The 15,699-nt window shown below is 46.9% G+C and carries 14 protein-coding genes and 1 pseudogene; 9 read left to right on the top strand and 6 right to left on the bottom strand.

Features of this window, described 5'->3' with window-relative positions; all coding sequences use genetic code 11:
- The first annotated feature begins 24 nt into the window (after window positions 1-24).
- From AKL11_RS26025 to AKL11_RS26305, 3 genes and pseudogenes are all read left to right on the top strand, one after another.
- On the top strand, window positions 25-249 hold the full coding sequence (locus AKL11_RS26025; protein ID WP_067519389.1) for a helix-turn-helix domain-containing protein: 225 nt from the start codon (window positions 25-27) through the stop codon (window positions 247-249).
- 91 nt (window positions 250-340) lie between these two features.
- Window positions 341-520, top strand: a complete 180-nt coding sequence (locus tag AKL11_RS26020; RefSeq protein WP_216636614.1) for a hypothetical protein — start codon at window positions 341-343, stop codon at window positions 518-520.
- Window positions 468-731, top strand: a pseudogene (locus AKL11_RS26305) (IS630 family transposase); the annotation flags it as partial. The gene AKL11_RS26020 and the pseudogene AKL11_RS26305, both read left to right, overlap by 53 nt.
- On the opposite strand, the gene AKL11_RS16455 reads toward AKL11_RS26305, so the two are convergent.
- Window positions 728-1,588 carry a cation diffusion facilitator family transporter gene (locus tag AKL11_RS16455; protein ID WP_067519387.1) on the bottom strand — a complete coding sequence of 287 codons (861 nt, stop codon included), beginning with the start codon at window positions 1,586-1,588 and terminating at the stop codon, window positions 728-730. The pseudogene AKL11_RS26305 and the gene AKL11_RS16455 overlap by 4 nt on opposite strands.
- Window positions 1,589-1,947: 359 nt before the next feature.
- On the opposite strand from AKL11_RS16455, the gene AKL11_RS26505 reads away from it, so the two are divergent.
- Together AKL11_RS26505 and AKL11_RS16445 are read left to right on the top strand one after the other, a co-directional pair.
- A complete protein-coding gene (locus AKL11_RS26505) occupies window positions 1,948-2,253 on the top strand; it encodes a cold shock domain-containing protein (RefSeq protein WP_281180494.1) in 306 nt (101 codons plus the stop codon).
- Window positions 2,254-2,548: 295 nt separating this feature from the next.
- Window positions 2,549-3,226 carry a DUF2726 domain-containing protein gene (locus tag AKL11_RS16445; RefSeq protein WP_067519384.1) on the top strand — a complete coding sequence of 226 codons (678 nt, stop codon included), beginning with the start codon at window positions 2,549-2,551 and terminating at the stop codon, window positions 3,224-3,226.
- A gap of 13 nt (window positions 3,227-3,239) precedes the next feature.
- Here the strand turns inward: AKL11_RS16445 and AKL11_RS16440 are convergent, their stop codons facing one another.
- The gene (locus AKL11_RS16440; RefSeq protein WP_067519382.1) at window positions 3,240-4,676 is read right to left on the bottom strand and encodes a glycogen synthase; all 1,437 of its coding nucleotides are present in this window, start codon (window positions 4,674-4,676) and stop codon (window positions 3,240-3,242) included.
- A 264-nt stretch (window positions 4,677-4,940) separates the two neighbouring features.
- Window positions 4,941-6,596 carry a phosphoglucomutase (alpha-D-glucose-1,6-bisphosphate-dependent) gene (pgm, locus tag AKL11_RS16435; RefSeq protein ID WP_067519380.1) on the bottom strand — a complete coding sequence of 552 codons (1,656 nt, stop codon included), beginning with the start codon at window positions 6,594-6,596 and terminating at the stop codon, window positions 4,941-4,943.
- A 619-nt stretch (window positions 6,597-7,215) separates the two neighbouring features.
- On the opposite strand from pgm, the gene AKL11_RS16430 reads away from it, so the two are divergent.
- On the top strand, window positions 7,216-8,658 hold the full coding sequence (locus tag AKL11_RS16430) for a maltoporin (RefSeq protein ID WP_095210444.1): 1,443 nt from the start codon (window positions 7,216-7,218) through the stop codon (window positions 8,656-8,658).
- A gap of 595 nt (window positions 8,659-9,253) precedes the next feature.
- On the opposite strand, the gene AKL11_RS16425 is transcribed toward AKL11_RS16430, so the two are convergent.
- The gene (locus AKL11_RS16425) at window positions 9,254-9,688 is read right to left on the bottom strand and encodes a YkgJ family cysteine cluster protein (RefSeq protein WP_067519378.1); all 435 of its coding nucleotides are present in this window, start codon (window positions 9,686-9,688) and stop codon (window positions 9,254-9,256) included.
- A gap of 120 nt (window positions 9,689-9,808) precedes the next feature.
- Window positions 9,809-10,915, bottom strand: coding sequence for an AmmeMemoRadiSam system radical SAM enzyme (gene amrS, locus AKL11_RS16420; protein ID WP_067519375.1), 1,107 nt, complete (start codon window positions 10,913-10,915; stop codon window positions 9,809-9,811).
- Window positions 10,916-11,019: 104 nt separating this feature from the next.
- Between amrS and amrB the strand changes: the two genes are divergently transcribed.
- Window positions 11,020-11,811: an AmmeMemoRadiSam system protein B gene (amrB, locus tag AKL11_RS16415; protein WP_172807308.1), complete on the top strand. Its 792-nt coding sequence runs from the start codon at window positions 11,020-11,022 to the stop codon at window positions 11,809-11,811.
- Window positions 11,812-11,926: 115 nt separating this feature from the next.
- On the top strand, window positions 11,927-12,499 hold the full coding sequence (gene amrA, locus AKL11_RS16410) for an AmmeMemoRadiSam system protein A (RefSeq protein WP_067519370.1): 573 nt from the start codon (window positions 11,927-11,929) through the stop codon (window positions 12,497-12,499).
- Between the two features lie 25 nt (window positions 12,500-12,524).
- Here the strand turns inward: amrA and tyrS are convergent, their stop codons facing one another.
- A complete protein-coding gene (gene tyrS, locus AKL11_RS16405) occupies window positions 12,525-13,847 on the bottom strand; it encodes a tyrosine--tRNA ligase (protein WP_067519367.1) in 1,323 nt (440 codons plus the stop codon).
- Window positions 13,848-14,296: 449 nt separating this feature from the next.
- Here tyrS and AKL11_RS16400 point away from each other — a divergent pair, with 449 nt between their 5' ends.
- Window positions 14,297-15,697, top strand: coding sequence for an OapA family protein (locus tag AKL11_RS16400; RefSeq protein ID WP_067519365.1), 1,401 nt, complete (start codon window positions 14,297-14,299; stop codon window positions 15,695-15,697).
- The last annotated feature ends 2 nt before the right edge of the window (window positions 15,698-15,699 follow it).

Raw genomic sequence — 15,699 nt, 5'->3', positions numbered from 1 at the left:
CCAAAATAAAACCGATGGTTTCAAGTGAGTTTTGGTTTAAAACGTCTATCGTCGTCAAATAAAAGCTCTGTACGCATTGCCCGTCGTTCTAAAATTATTCTTTTGGCTGCAGATGGAAAAACCAATCTTGAAATTGCGGAAGCAWTAAATATCGAACGGGGACAAGTAAGCCRTTGGCGAGTTCGTTATGTAGCTGAAGGTTTTCGGGGAATAGAGAAAGACCTTCCTCGTGGTGGTCGTAACGAATAAGGATAGATTGCGCTTAGCCGCAATCTTATCCGGTTGTTGCACAAGCCCGGATTGATTTAACGAACAGATTGATGCTACGGAAATCGTTCGTTTGACCACTCAAACAAAGCCGGATAATGCTACTCACTGGAGCACTCGCTCTATGGCTGAAGCCGCTGGCATTAGTGCGACAAGCGTGCGTCGCATATGGAAAGCCCATGGCCTTAAGCCTCACCTCGCGATTCCACGTTCACTTTACACCGACATCAGCTTCATGGATGAACATGGTTGAGAGGTTTTTCCGAGATTTAACCACACAGCGTTTACGTCGAGGGGTATTCAAAAGTGTTCCAGAGCTTGTGGAGGCAATAGAGGAATATATCGAAAAACATAACGAGAAGCCCAAGCCGTTTATATGGACAGCCAAGGCTAATGACATACTGGAGAAGGTAGTTCGAGCTAATTGCCGCTTAAGCAGCAAAAAGAACGGCGCACTACACTAGATCACTCTGGTTTCCAAAGTGCAGTTGCGTATAGCGTATCTTTGTCCCATAAACTCTCTTACCTCTTCTTTCACAGTTTCCTGAATTTCTCCCTTACAAACGATGATCGCATCACAAAACAGGTGCCTGTCGTCAAGCTGCCAGATATGCAGCTGCTCTACCTGCTCAATGCCATCTAACTCCCCAATCTTCAATTTGACTCGATCAATATTGATACCTTTGGGAACCCCCTGCATCAGAATACTAATGCAACGCCTAAACAATTTTGTGCCATTGAACAGCACATATATTGAAATTCCCAACGTCGCAATCACATCAAAAATATGCAGCTGATAATTAATCATAAACACTGCTGCAATAATAACCACGAGAGAAGCCACAGAATCAGAGGCACTGTGAATAAAAACCGCATTAATATTGATACTGCCTCGAGCACCGGTCAGATACGTCAGAACGGCCGTTGCCGTATTGACCAGCAAAGCGACACCGGCAATCCAGAGCACAACCCAGCCATCAACATCCGCAGGAGAAAAGTATTTCTCAGCCGCTTCAACGATCAGATAGACGCCCACTGCCAACAAAATCAAACTGTTTGCCAGGCCACCAAGAATATCTGCACGACAATAGCCAAATGTCATGTGTGAATCCGGGGCTTTACGCCCAACCTTTCTGGCGATCAAAGCCAGTAAGATAGAGCCGGAATCACCAAGATTGTGTAACGCATCGGCTATCAAACAAAGGCTGCCCGACAAACTGCCACCAAGCATCTGAACGCCGCTTAACGCTAGCTTTATGATAATAGCGACGCACAATTTGCTGTCATTATCCCCAACACAATGATGAACGTGTTGTGCCATCAATATCTTCTCTTGGTGAAAGAAGCTGGTAATTCTAGTTCACCAGTGAAAATTGACACTCCAGATGCAGCAAAAAACCAAATGCATAACCAGTGTTCAATAGAATGCTTGGTTTTTTATGAGAAATCAGAACATAAAGCCATACCAACACTGTTAAAGAGGCAATTTATGATGTTATATTGTAAATTCCCTTCGCATGTAGACTGATAGATCAACCCCGACTCAGTCAGAAATGGAGGGATAAAGTGACACGGAAGACACTTTTGATTAATAACAATGAATAACCAAAAAAAACAACAACAAGGGTTGCAGTTTCTCAGCAGTTCCTTCAATGTAATATTTGAAGGTAAATAAGCTGTATGGAAGCGACCAAGAAGGAAATGGAAGCTATGCTGGTAGGTACAGTCAAATGGTTCAATAACCCAAAGGGTTATGGCTTTATTCAGGCTATGGAAGAGACAGAGAATCAGGATGTTCTGATCCATTACTCTGTTATTGATATGGAAGGCTTCAAGACTCTGAAAGCTGGCCAGGTTGTCAACTTCGAGATTGGACACGGCCCCAAAGGGCTTATTGCTACAAAGGTTGTGCCGGATGGCAGTAGCAATACTAATGAAGCATCTTCAGGCTCACCAGCCACTCAGGAAGAGTCCGTTTCTGCCTGACAGCATAAAAGCGCTCAGACAGGAACTGAAAGGGTATTCCTCCACAATGATCATCCTTAATGAATAGTCATTGTGGAAATATCTCTATTATGAAAAGAGAATAATAGTGACTATTATATCCTGTCAGATATGCAACAATTGGCAAACCTGACAACAAATAGTCAATCAAGCGATTTTCTTTTGGCCATTCTCTTTTAGCCATTGTCTCACCGTTTCAGCCTTGCATGTCTTCATACCCGCTTATGCGTTAAAATAAGTGGATTATTGATTCATAAATCCAAAACAAGGTAGTACAGTGCAGCTGGACAACGTATCACTTGCTCTTTCGGGCGTTTTTTTTCTATCCTTCCTTACTGCGCTCTTCTGGCTCTACTCAAGATCCATCACAGCCACCGTTCGCCAACAACTTTTTGATAACGAAAAGCGTGCGTTTCTGGGTCAACTGGATATAGCTGTCCATCGTCATCTTTTGATTCTGCCATCCCTTCCTGTGATCGATGTTTTTGAAACCAGCTGGCTAGACAAGTTGTCGCTTACCCTTTGTGCTCAAAGCTACCAGCGCTTTGATTTTACGCTCTACCATCGTAAGAATATGGAAATTGGTTGTGTTATAAACCTGATACCTTATCGTCAAAAGCAAACCGCCAAAAAGTACCGCGTCTTGCGCCAACTGTGTAAGTCAGCTGATTTGCCATTACTGGAATATGAAGCAAAACCCTGGAGAGACATAACAGAACTTAGCCGAACTGTTCTTTCCAGTTGTGGCATTGAAGACAATGATGGTCTCGACTTTGAAATCACCGCCCCCAGAGAAACAGTGAGAGAAGTAAAAGCAATTGTCGACCCAAATTGCCCGAAGTGCAAACAGCCCATGAAGCTGAAAACGCTGACCTCTGGACCAAAAGCCGGTCTAGAATGCTGGGTATGCACCAACTACCCAACCTGCAATGGTGTGAGAAAGGTTCATAGCTAACCTACAGCCAACGTCATTCGATAGAGGTATACACTGTCAGATATTCTCTGGCAGAATGCTCCCAAGAAAACGATGTCGACATGGCATTAGCTATCAACCTATCCATTATCTCTTGATCACGATAAACGACTTCCGTTTGATTCAGACTATTCAATAAAGCAGAAGGGGCTGCAGACCCGAACATAAAGCCCGTCGCCTCCATATTGCCATCCATAAAGCCGGTAACCGTATCAGCAAGACCACCAACCGCTCTGACAATCGGTAACGTTCCGTACCTCATACTGTAAAGCTGATTCAAGCCGCAAGGCTCGAAAAGAGAAGGCATAAGAAAGAAATCAGAGCCCGCTTCAATAAGATGCGCTAAACGATTGTCGTAAGCCTCAATGAACTTGCACTTATCAGGGAAGACCCGTGAAAGGTGATCAAGCTCTTTCGCCACAGCCTGATCACCTGACCCCTGAAGCACCACCTGTATATCCTTCTGCAAAAACTCCCAAAGAACCGGTACAAGGTAGGCAAAACCCTTCTGCTCACTTAATCGGCTGACCATCCCATATATCGGGACCTCGGAATCAACCTTCAAGCGTAAACTTTCCTGCAGCGTGCGCTTACAGATACTTTTCCCTTCTAAATTGTCTATGGAGTATGTAGCCGGCAATAAGGCATCTGTCGCAGGATCCCAGTGTTCATAATCACAACCGTTCAATATGCCGGAAAAATCCTGCTGCCTCCGCTGAAGAATATGAGACAAACCATGGGAGCCTTTTTCGGTAAGTAACTCCTTCGCATAACCGGGGCTGACTGTTGTTATTTTGTCTGAAAAGGCAATACCACCTTTTAACAGATTAATACGGTTGCCCTCTTTAAAATAATCAGGTGTAAAGTACTGCGGATCAATTCCCAGCTTACCCATCATAAAGCCATCAATGGACTGCTGGTAGGCGCCGTTATGAATAGTCATAACTGACCTTGTATTAAAGAAGAAAGGATTACTTCCCTCATGGACTTTCAAATAAAACGACAACAGCCCAGACTGCCAATCATGGCCATGAATAACATCAGGCTGAAAATCCACCATTTCACACACAGGGAGAGCGGCACGGCAGAAAAATGCAAAACGCTCCGCATTATCCCCAAACCCTTCCCCATCGACGGTATAAAGGCCTGCGCGATCGAAGTAGTGACTGTGTTCAATAAAATAAACCGGTATACCCTGAAAATCGCCCTCTCTAATCGCATACCCTGTTCGGAACCATGGGCTTACAATCACTTCGCCAACCCCGACAACATCCGTCGTTAAAGAGTCTAGAGCCTCTCGATAGCCGGGCATCACCACACGAACATCATGCCCAAGCTTTTTCATCCAGAATGCCAGAGCACTGGCAACATCAGCCAGACCTCCATTTTTGACAATACCAGCCAATTCTGAGACGGCTAACAGAATTTTCATTGCAAAAGAGACCTACCTTCGCCGGGAATCATTGCGGGTCATGATTCCTAAATTTGAATCCTTTCATGGCAAATAATAGCAACCATGCACATGATGATTAATTATCCTACGACAGTGAATTAGCTTTTAGTAGCCAAAAGCATGCCCTGAACACCTCCCACAGAATATCAATGAAACGACTGAGACTTATGTCTCAACAACAAAAAAAGCTGGCGCCCGATTGAAGCACCAGCTTACAAACAAGAAAGAATGCTCCAATCAATATTACACGCCGCTGGCCTTAAATACTTCTGCCACCATTGCTTTTGCTTCTTCTTGAAGACTTGCCAAATGTGCCTCCCCGTCAAAGCTCTCGGTATAAATTTTATAAACCGATTCAGTGCCTGAAGGCCGAGCGGCAAACCAACCTCGGTCAGTCACCACCTTCAAACCGCCGATAGCTTCCCCATTGCCTGACGCATGGGTCAATCTTGCTGTTATTGGGTCACCCGCCAACGTGCCCGCCTTAACCTGATCTGGGTGCAATGCAGAGAGCACCGCTTTCTGCTCACTGTTTGCCGGTGCCTCCAATCGCTGATACACCGGCGCACCGTATTTCTGTGTTAGCGCATGATAGTGCTCGCCGGGATCGTTTCCGGTCACCGCGGTGATTTCTGCTGCCAGTAGTGCCATGATGAAGCCGTCTTTATCAGTACACCAAGTACCGCCATCCTTTCGAAGAAAACTTGCGCCGGCACTTTCCTCGCCACCAAAGGCCATTGAGCCTGTTGATAGCCCGTCCACAAACCACTTAAAACCAACAGGCACTTCAATTACTTGCCTACCCAACCCTGCAGCCACCCGATCGATCATCCCACTGGAAACCAGTGTCTTGCCAATGGCTGCATCAGACAACCATAACGGACGATGTGAGTATAAATATTGAATGGCGACAGACAGATAATGATTCGGGTTTAATAAACCATGGCTGCGGGTGACGATACCGTGACGATCAAAGTCCGGATCATTTCCGAACGCAATATCAAAATTATCCTTCAGCTTGATCAAACCTGCCATTGCACATTCAGATGAGCAGTCCATCCGGATCTTGCCGTCTTTATCCAGATGCATAAATGAAAAGGTGGGGTCGACCTTTTTACTGACCATGGTTAAATTCAATCCATAACGCTCAGCAATCGGTTCCCAGTAATAAAGCCCTGAGCCTCCCAATGGATCAACACCGATGTTCAATCCAGAACCTGCAATGGCTTCCATATCCAACACATTTTCAAGATCCGCAACGTAGGGGGTTACATAATCGTATTGGTGCACTTTTCCGCTTTGCAGCGCCTGATTAAACGTCACCCGCTTAATACCGGCTAGCTTATCAGTTATCAAATCGTTGGCACGATGTTCAATCCATTTCGTCGCTTCCGTGCCCGCAGGCCCACCGTGGGGTGGATTGTATTTAAAGCCACCGTCTTCCGGCGGGTTATGGGACGGCGTGATGACGACACCATCCGCCAGTGCTGAATGCTCGCGGTTATAGCAGACAATGGCATGAGAAATAACGGGCGTTGGCGTGTAGCCACGATCTTTATCGATCATGATCTCCAACCCATTGGCGGCAAACACTTCGACCGAACTGATTAACGCCGGCTCAGAAAGCGCATGGGTATCCATGCCCACAAAGATCGGTCCTTCAATACCTTGAAGGTGTCGGTATTCACAAATAGCCTGGCTAATGGCAAGAATATGAGCTTCATTAAACGAGCCATTGGCTGCTGTGCCCCGATGGCCAGAAGTACCAAAGGCCACTTTCTGCTGACTGATGCCCAGATCCGGAGTGTCCAAGGGAATAACAGTGTAATAGTCACTGATTAACCGCGGGATATTGACCAACTGATCGTCGCTTGCGGGTTGACCGGCAAGTGGGTGCATAACCGTTCCTCAATCCATTAAATCAGCCTGCCCACTGCACACAAAACATCGGTGAACACCACTTAGCGACACCAGTAAAAACGCAGGATCGGAGCAGACTCTTCTTAGTTAAAAAAATCAGAATTACAAAAGCAGGTACAAAATATGCAAACATCATACCCACCCGCGGATACCGCGTCATATGCGACAATTGCTGACTTATTTTTATTTTCCTTGAGTGTGATAATTTGCGGTTTTCCCGCCTGTCACTACTGACTAAAAAACAGACACCCCAGTTCACAATATACGACATACCTATACGCTCTGAGCCGTCTACCTTACAAAGTGCGACGCACAAAAAACATCACCATTTTTTTGCCCTATTCTAGACCCTGAACTAAATTCTTAGGAGTCTCCGCAATTGTACGGAGCATTATAAACAGGATTACCTACAATTTTTCGTCGAAGCTGGCTAAACCATTCAGCCTGCTATTTTTAAACGGCGTTTTATTACTACTTACTGCACGGATGGCAGGCCGCACTTTTTACACATTCACACTTGGCTCTCTTTTTTATGTTGCCTTACTCTTTCAACCAGAAGGCGTAAGAGAGAGCCGGAGAACGAAAAGGTAGGCTAAACATGCTCTCCAGGCATTTATCCGAACGCCCTGACAGTACTGAACCACAGTTAAACCCTTTATCCGCTATTGTTGCTTCACTGACTCGGCTGACCTGCCAATGTTGTGGGGTGGTTGCGTTGGCTTCTGCTTCTGCGGGGGCGATGGCTTCCTATAGTGGCGATGATATCGACTTTTCAGCCTATGCGCGCTCCGGTATTGGCAGCACTAACAAAGGTGGCGAGCAGCTGTGCTTTAAAGCGGCCGGAGCTCCTTCAAAATATCGTTTGGGTAATGAGTGTGAAACCTATGCAGAGCTGAAATTTGGTGCCAACCTTTACGACCAGAACGGTATAAAGTTCTATCTGGATACTAATGTCTCCTATGTGACCGCTGGGCAAGCAGACGAGGGGAATACAGATACAACACTCCGCGAGATGAATATTCAAGCGACAAATGTGTTTGGTGATGCCTTACTTGGCGCAATGCTTTGGGCTGGTAAACGGTTTTATCAGCGCCATGATGTACATATGATCGATTTCTATTATTGGAATATGTCAGGGCCTGGTGCGGGTATTCAGAATATTGATATTGGGATGGGTAACTTAGATGTTGCGTGGGTGAGAAACGATAAAGGATCCGACTCAGGCACTACTCCAAAAACAAGCTCTGTAACAACTAACATCTTGGATGTAAGATGGAATGATATCAGATTAATGGAAAATCTCGCTCTAGAGCTAGGAGTCGATTACGGTAAAGGCAGTCCTGAAGATAAAAATCCAATAACAAAAAAAGACGACAAAGATGGCTGGCTACTCACCGGTGAGCTAACTTGGAACATTATGGGCGGAAGTAACAAATTTGTTGCTCAATATGCCACAGATGCAATGACTGCCCCTGGTATCGGTGCTTCTGGGACTGAAATAAAAACCAACAATAATTTTGATGGTGATAAGTTCTGGCGTATCTTAGATCACGGTGCAATCTCTCTAATGCCAAAGCTGGATGTTATGTATGTCGTTGGCTACACAGAAGTGAAGAATGACAAATATTTAGCCACTCAAGATGAAAACAAAATCAAGTGGATAACAGCAGGTATTCGCCCTTCATGGAATTGGAATGATATAACGAGTACAGCAATTGAACTTGGTTATGACCAAGTTAAAACATCGTTTCTGGCAGCTCCCGGTGCAACTAAAGAAAGAGATAAGAAAAGCAAGCTTACGAAGTTCACCATTGCCCAGCAATTCCACCCATCGTTTGGCAATATGGTTAGACCACAGATTCGTGCCTTCGCTACTTATGCAAAATGGGATGACATGTGTCATGGAGGTCCGAAAACATCAACATGTACTTCAGATGGCTTACAGTATGGCGGCTACACAACTCAGAATGAAATCATGAACACCTTTGGTAAGGATACCGATGGCTGGACATACGGTGCTCAAATGGAGATCTGGTTCTGACCTCGTTCCCACGCTCCCGCGTGGGAATGCATACCCCAACCTTCTGACCCCCATAAGCTAAAACCTGCATACCTGCTCACTCACGTATGCATTCCCACGCGAAGCATGGGAACGAGGTTTCTGGAGTCACAAGGTCGGTAACCCAAAGGGGTGCCGACAATCAGTACCTACAAGCCTGCGAGATGTCGGTAATTCTTTGACCTCGTTCCCACGCTCCCGCGTGGGAATGCATACCCCAACCTTCAGAATCCCCACAAGCTAAACCCTGCATACCTGCTCACTCACGTATGCATTCCCACGCGAAGCATGGGAACGAGGTTTCTGGAGTCACGTAGGTCGGTAAGCCAAAGGGGTGCCGACAATCAGTACCTACAAGCCTGCGAGATGTCGGTAATTCTTGGCCTCGTTCCCACGCTCCCGCGTGGGAATGCATACCTCAACCCTCTGAATCCCCATAAGCTAAAATCTGCATGCCTGCTGACTCACGTATGCATTCCCACACGAAGCATGGGAACGAGGTTTCTGGAGTTTTGCGACAGCCTCGGAGCATTGGAACTAGGTGCGTGAGGGCTCTTCAGAGAGCATCAAACACAACCTACCAAACCCCCAACCTCACCTGTTCCGCTTCAAACTTAGCTTGTCGCTTATCCCAATGTTTGAAACGTTTACGACAGTATTCGTCCAACTCATCAAAGGTCTGAAAATACAGCTCACAACCTTCGTCGATGGGGGAATCAAACTCACAGGCTTCATGGCTGTGTTCCCGGCAAATAATAGGCCGGCGTTCATAAATACCACAGCGGTTATCCGGCAATAAAAACTGACAACGGGTCTGGCACAATAGAAACCAGCCATTACTGTCTTTAAAAACATGAACACCCTGATGAGCCACTTGCCAAAGCAACGTATCAAAAGAATAAATCGATCGAGGGGTGTCTATTTCCTGGGTGATATAAGAACAACAAAGGGCAGTGCACTGCTCACATTTGTTGGCTTCGATCACATCCTTGATGGAGATTCGATTAGCCATAATGGGGATTTTTTGAGTTCATCCTGAAATCATTATTTTTATAATACGTTTCAGAGTGAATTAAGCAAACCAATCTATGAATGAAGCAGCGTAGACATCAACGCGAGCTGATAGTTCCAATCATGAAACCATTTTTATAGGAACACGACGAGTGCCCCATGTGCCAGGCTGCGATTCAAACACCCCGGCAACCGCTGCACCACAGTTCTGGCAAGCTCCCTTACCTTCTGAAGCATCAATCCCCCAGACTCCCAACACATACCAATCCCGCTCAAGCAGTACGCTGTTGCATTGGTGGCAGTGCGTGCTGCCGCCTTCACTGTCGTGAACATTGCCCGTATAGGCGTATCGCATATCGCTGTTCAGGGCAATCTGCCGTGCTCTGGTGAGTGTAGAAGCAGGTGTTCTGGCGTGATTCATCATCTTCCAGTCCGGGTGAAACGCGGTAAAGTGAATGGGTACATCCACACCCAGATTTTCAACAATCCACTGGCACATGGCGTGTAATTCCTGGTCGGAGTCGTTTTCTCCGGGAATTAATAGCGTCGTTAATTCAAACCACACCGAGGTTTCGTGTTTTAAATAGAGCAGAGTTTCTAACGTCGCCTGCAATGAAGCGCCGCAGATTTTTTGATAAAAACGTTCCGTGAAGGCTTTTAAATCCACATTGGCGGCATCCATGTATCGAAAGAACTTTTCTCGCGGTTTGTCACACATATAACCCGCCGTTACGGCGACGGATTTCAGATTCCTTTCCGCCGCGGCCTGGGCAACATCAATGGCGTACTCCATAAAGATCACCGGGTCGTTATAGGTAAACGCCAATGATCGACAGCCGGTTTTTGCCGCAACGGCTGCCAGTTGTTCCGGTGAAGCTTGATCTGCCAAGGTGTCCATTTGGCGGGATTTACTCATATCCCAGTTCTGACAAAATTTACAGGCAAGGTTGCAACCAGCGGTTCCAAAAGAAAGCACCGGAGTGCCCGGCAGAAAATGGTTCAGTGGTTTCTTTTCAATGGGATCAATACAAAAGCCGCTGGAGCGACCGTAACTGGTTAACACAATCTGGTCATCTTCACAGGCGCGAACAAAACAGAGCCCTTGTTGCCCTTCTCTCAGTTTGCACGCTCTTGGGCAAACATCACACTGGATTCTGCCATCATCCAATTTATGCCAGTAGTTAGTGATTACATTACCGGCAGGTGTTGTCTCTCTCTGGGCGATCATTGCCTGTGATCCTCAATCCATAAGACTATGATTATAGGTACTGCTATCGACCGCCGTTATTACAGGATGCACGTTTAATTCTTCCAAAACCGGGGAGTTACATCATGAACATTCGCCAACCCGCCGTTGCCGGGACCTTTTACCCCGGCTCGCCAGATACTCTTCAGGAAATGGTCACCACCCTGCTGGCAGAAGCGCAACCGCGAGATCTTTCACCGAAGGTGATGATTGTTCCCCATGCGGGTTTCATTTATTCCGGCCCGGTGGCCGCCAGTGCCTATCGCTTGCTGGAATCTATGAGGGATAAAATATCCAGAGTGGTATTACTTGGCCCTGCCCATCGGGTTGCGGTTCGAGGAATGGCGGCGCCTTCGGTCGAGGCTTTTGCGACGCCACTGGGCAATATTCCATTAGATACAGATGCCATTAAAACATTGAGCGCCAATCGCCACGTGCACATGATGGATAAAGCCCATCAGTTTGAGCACAGCCTGGAAGTGCAATGCCCCTTTCTACAACAATGCCTGAATGATTTTAAATTAATCCCCATCGTGGTCGGTGATGCCTCGCCTCTGGCGGTGGCAGAAGTGATTGATCAACTGTGGGGTGGCGATGAAACTCTGATTCTGATCAGCTCCGATCTCAGCCATTTTCATCATTATGAAGAAGCCTGCATTCGTGATAGCAAAACGGTAAAAGCCATCGAGCAATTAAACGCCAATCTAATGGGTGGTCAGGCCTGTGGCTGCTATCCTGTGAACGGCATACTGACAGTTGCACAGCGTCGGGGGATGGAAGTAATTACGCTGGATGTGCGCAATTCTTACGATACCGCGGGCGAGACTGTTGTGGATAAAAACAGAGTTGTGGGTTATGGCGCTTTTGTCATTCAGTAAATCCCTTTTCAGCAGATCTGTTTTCATTAGATTCCTTGTCAGCAGCCCCCCTTTAAGCAGATCAATGGACGGACGATAAAACTCATAATCAGAAGCCTGAATCAGGAATACTATTTTGCAGATTTCACCATCAGAACATGACAAAAGAGAACTATTGCGCATTGCCCGAAAAACCATCAGCAAAGGGTGTGAAGGTTTTCCACCAGAACTGGAAGCACAAGATGCCGAACAATCGGACTTTTTCAAACATCAGGGCGCTTGCTTCGTCACGTTGCAGAAACAAGGAAATTTACGCGGCTGCATAGGTTCGACTCAGGCTCATCGTGCATTACTGGACGACGTGGTTCAGAACGCCTTTGCCAGCGCCTTTCGTGACCCACGATTCCCTCCGGTAACAGAAAATGAACTCACTGAGATTTCTGTGGAGATTTCCATTCTCACCCCCCAGGAACAAATGCAAATTGACGATGAAAAAGATCTTCTGAAGCAGTTGCGACCAGGAACAGATGGTTTATTAATTCGTAATGCGGATTATTCAGCAACGTTTCTGCCCCAAGTCTGGAAGCAACTGCCAAACCCAAGACAATTTCTTGCGCATTTGAAAAATAAAGCGGGGATGTCGCCGGGCTTATGGCCTAAAGATATGGAATGTTTCCGGTATCAATGTATCAAATTTGAAGAGGCGTAAAGCACGCCTCTTCAAACACTGACGCTTAAATCACTTCAAACAAAAAGTGATTTTTCTTACCTAATTTCACCAAGAAGAAGCGGCCGTACATGGCTTTTTCTGCAGCAAAACATTCTGGCAGATTCATGTTATCTGCCGCGCCGCGAGCCTCACCATTGAAGAATACTGCATTGTTACCAAGGGCATCCTTCACCTGTTTGCCTGATTTCACCATGCCGACATCGGCGAACAGTTGAGTCATGGCTTTTTCTGCCAAACCTTCTCGCTCGATGGTAGCGCTTGGCAACCCATCCTGCTTCAGCTGTTCCATATCCGCCTCAGACAAGCTGGAGATATCACCGGAGAACAGCGCTTCGGTTATACGAATTGCGGCTTGTAAACCGTCCTCACCGTGCACCAGACGTGTGGCTTCACGGGCAAGAATCTGCTGGGCTTCAGGGCGTCCCTGACGTTCAGCATCGGCTTTCTCGATCGCATCAATCTCTTCCATGGACAGGAAGGTAAAGAACTTCAGGAAGCGATACACATCGGCATCTGCCGTGTTCATCCAGAACTGGTAGAACGCATACTGCGACGTTTTGCTCGGATCCAGCCAGATGGCGCCACCTTCGGTTTTACCAAACTTGGTGCCATCGGATTTGGTGATCAGCGGAACCGTTAAACCAAAGGTACGAGCTTTGTTCTGACGACGGGCCAGATCGATACCACCAACAATATTGCCCCACTGATCGCTACCACCGACCTGGAGGGTACAATCGTGACGACGATTCAACTCGGCAAAGTCCATTCCCTGCAGCAACGCGTAGGAGAATTCGGTGAAAGAAATACCGGCACCTTCACGGTTCAGACGCTGCTGAACGGATTCTTTGTTGATCATGGCGTTGACCGAGAAGTGCTTGCCAATGTCCCGGAGGAAATCGAGGACATTCAGTTCTGCCGTCCAATCCAAATTGTTAGCAACGATCGCTCCGCTATTAAAACCAGAAGCATCTCCACAATCGAAGTCGATAAACTGGCTGACTTGGCCTTTGATTTTCTCGACCCAGCCAGAAACCACATCTGGCGTATTCAACTGACGCTCAGCGGCTTTAAAACTCGGATCACCAATCAAACCGGTAGCACCACCCACCAGCGCGATAGGCTTGTGACCAGCCTCCTGAAAACGTTTAAGTACCAACAAAGGCACCAGATGACCCAGATGAAGGCTGTCTGCAGTGGGATCAAAGCCACAATAAAGCACCCGTGGCTGTTCACTGAGATGTGCATCCAGTTCTTCAACCGCTGTGGTCTGCGCGATCAACTGGCGGGCTTGCAAATCATTAAGCAACGGGTTCTGACTATCGGACATGAGCTTTTCCTGCACACAATCAATGTGTTCAACTGGCGCTGAACACTTAAAATCAAGCCGCTCAAAATACAACAAAACGCCTCAAGAACAAATGCCTGCTCAGCAATAATGGAAAAGAAGTAAGAAAAAGAAAGGGTAAAGAGGTCTGTTTTTTGGAAGATAACTCGTGATAAGGCCAGAGTAAACATAGTGTAATGGTCATCATCGGCGTTCTCAGATACTGTTTATGATGCGCACTTATGATGTGAGCCTGATCACACCTTCTGGCACTAGATGAAGGGGAATCAGTAACTTCTCAGACGTTTAGATCAAAAAATGATCTGGATCAGCATTTAACGAAGCTATCCTGACAGATCTTTATGTATATATGACTTCTGAGTTTTTTTATCGTTATAATTTGAATATGTACTATCAGATTTTGCATATTAAACACAGCGTTAACACCTTTAATGAATAAAGCCATCCTTAGAGGCGCTACTCGAACGAATGAGCGCCTGAAACAGTTTCCCAAGCGACACTTGCTACTGGCAAGCTCTGTCGCAATCGGGGTCATGGGAATGATGGCTCTGCTGCCTTCTTCAGACGTTGAAGCGAAGCGTTCCGAAATTCCGATGACCATCGACGGTGTTGAGCCCTCTGCTGACACTCGCCCTCTAACCCTTGGCAACCCTTTTCTGAGCAACAAAGAAGACAGCAAGGCTCAGGAAGAAGCGAAAGCTCTGGCAAAAACAGCCTACGACCCGGAAAAACAACTGGGTCAATGGCACAACGTCACGATCAAAAGTGGTGACAACGTCGCAGCCCTTTTCTCTAAGCAAAGTCTAAGCCCCACCGTTGTTTATCAGGTGGCGAATACACCAAAATACGGTGACCTTCTGGCACGAATCCGCCCTGGCCAAAGCCTGGAGTTTCGTATCAACGATCAGGGCATACTGACCCAACTGAGATATGTGCAGTCCAAACTGGACAGCATCTTCTTCACGAAAGGTGATGAGGGTTATCAGGCCGAGTTGGTATCTCTGTCTCCTGAAGTTCGCCCAACTTACGCCAGTGGAACTATCGAAAGCTCTCTATTTAGTGCCAGTCAGAAAGCCGGTTTATCAGACAACCTGACCATGGAACTGGCCGGTATTTTTGGCTGGGATATCGATTTTGTACTCGACATCCGCAGTGGTGACTCTTTTAACCTGATTTACGAAGAAAAATATCTGGATGGCGACAAACTGGGCGACGGTAATATTCTAGTTGCCAGCTTCACTAATCAGGGCACCACCTATACCGCCATTCGCTATACCGACAGTAATGGCGACTCGGGTTACTACACCCCTGATGGCAATAGTATGAGAAAAGCCTTCCTGCGAACGCCGGTTGATTTTACCCGCATCAGTTCCCGGTTCAACCCAAATCGGCTGCACCCGGTCTTCAAAACAAAAAGGCCTCATCGCGGTGTGGATTACGCAGCACCAACGAATACCCCGATCAAAGCAGCAGGCGATGGACGGGTAAAATTCTCCGGTCGTCAGAATGGTTATGGTAACGTCGTCTATCTTGAGCATCCCAACAACATTGTTACTATCTATGCCCACGCTAATAAGCTGGCGGGGCTGAGAAAAGGACAAAAAGTGCGCCAAGGCCAAACCGTTGCCTATGTTGGCCAGACTGGTTGGGCAACCGGGCCTCACTTACATTATGAGTTCCGGGTCAATGGCGTCCATCGTAATCCCATGACTGTTAAGCTGCCTGACGCGGCACCGATTGACAGTAAAGAGATGGCCAGCTTCAAGAAAGTGTCTGAGCGCATGGTTGCGCGGCTTGAGAAACAAACCGAAACATTGGTGGCTACCCAATAAGG

Source organism: Endozoicomonas ascidiicola, from assembly GCF_001646945.1.
Classification (GTDB): Bacteria; Pseudomonadota; Gammaproteobacteria; order Pseudomonadales; family Endozoicomonadaceae; genus Endozoicomonas; species Endozoicomonas ascidiicola.
This window is presented reverse-complemented; position numbering and strand designations above follow the sequence as displayed.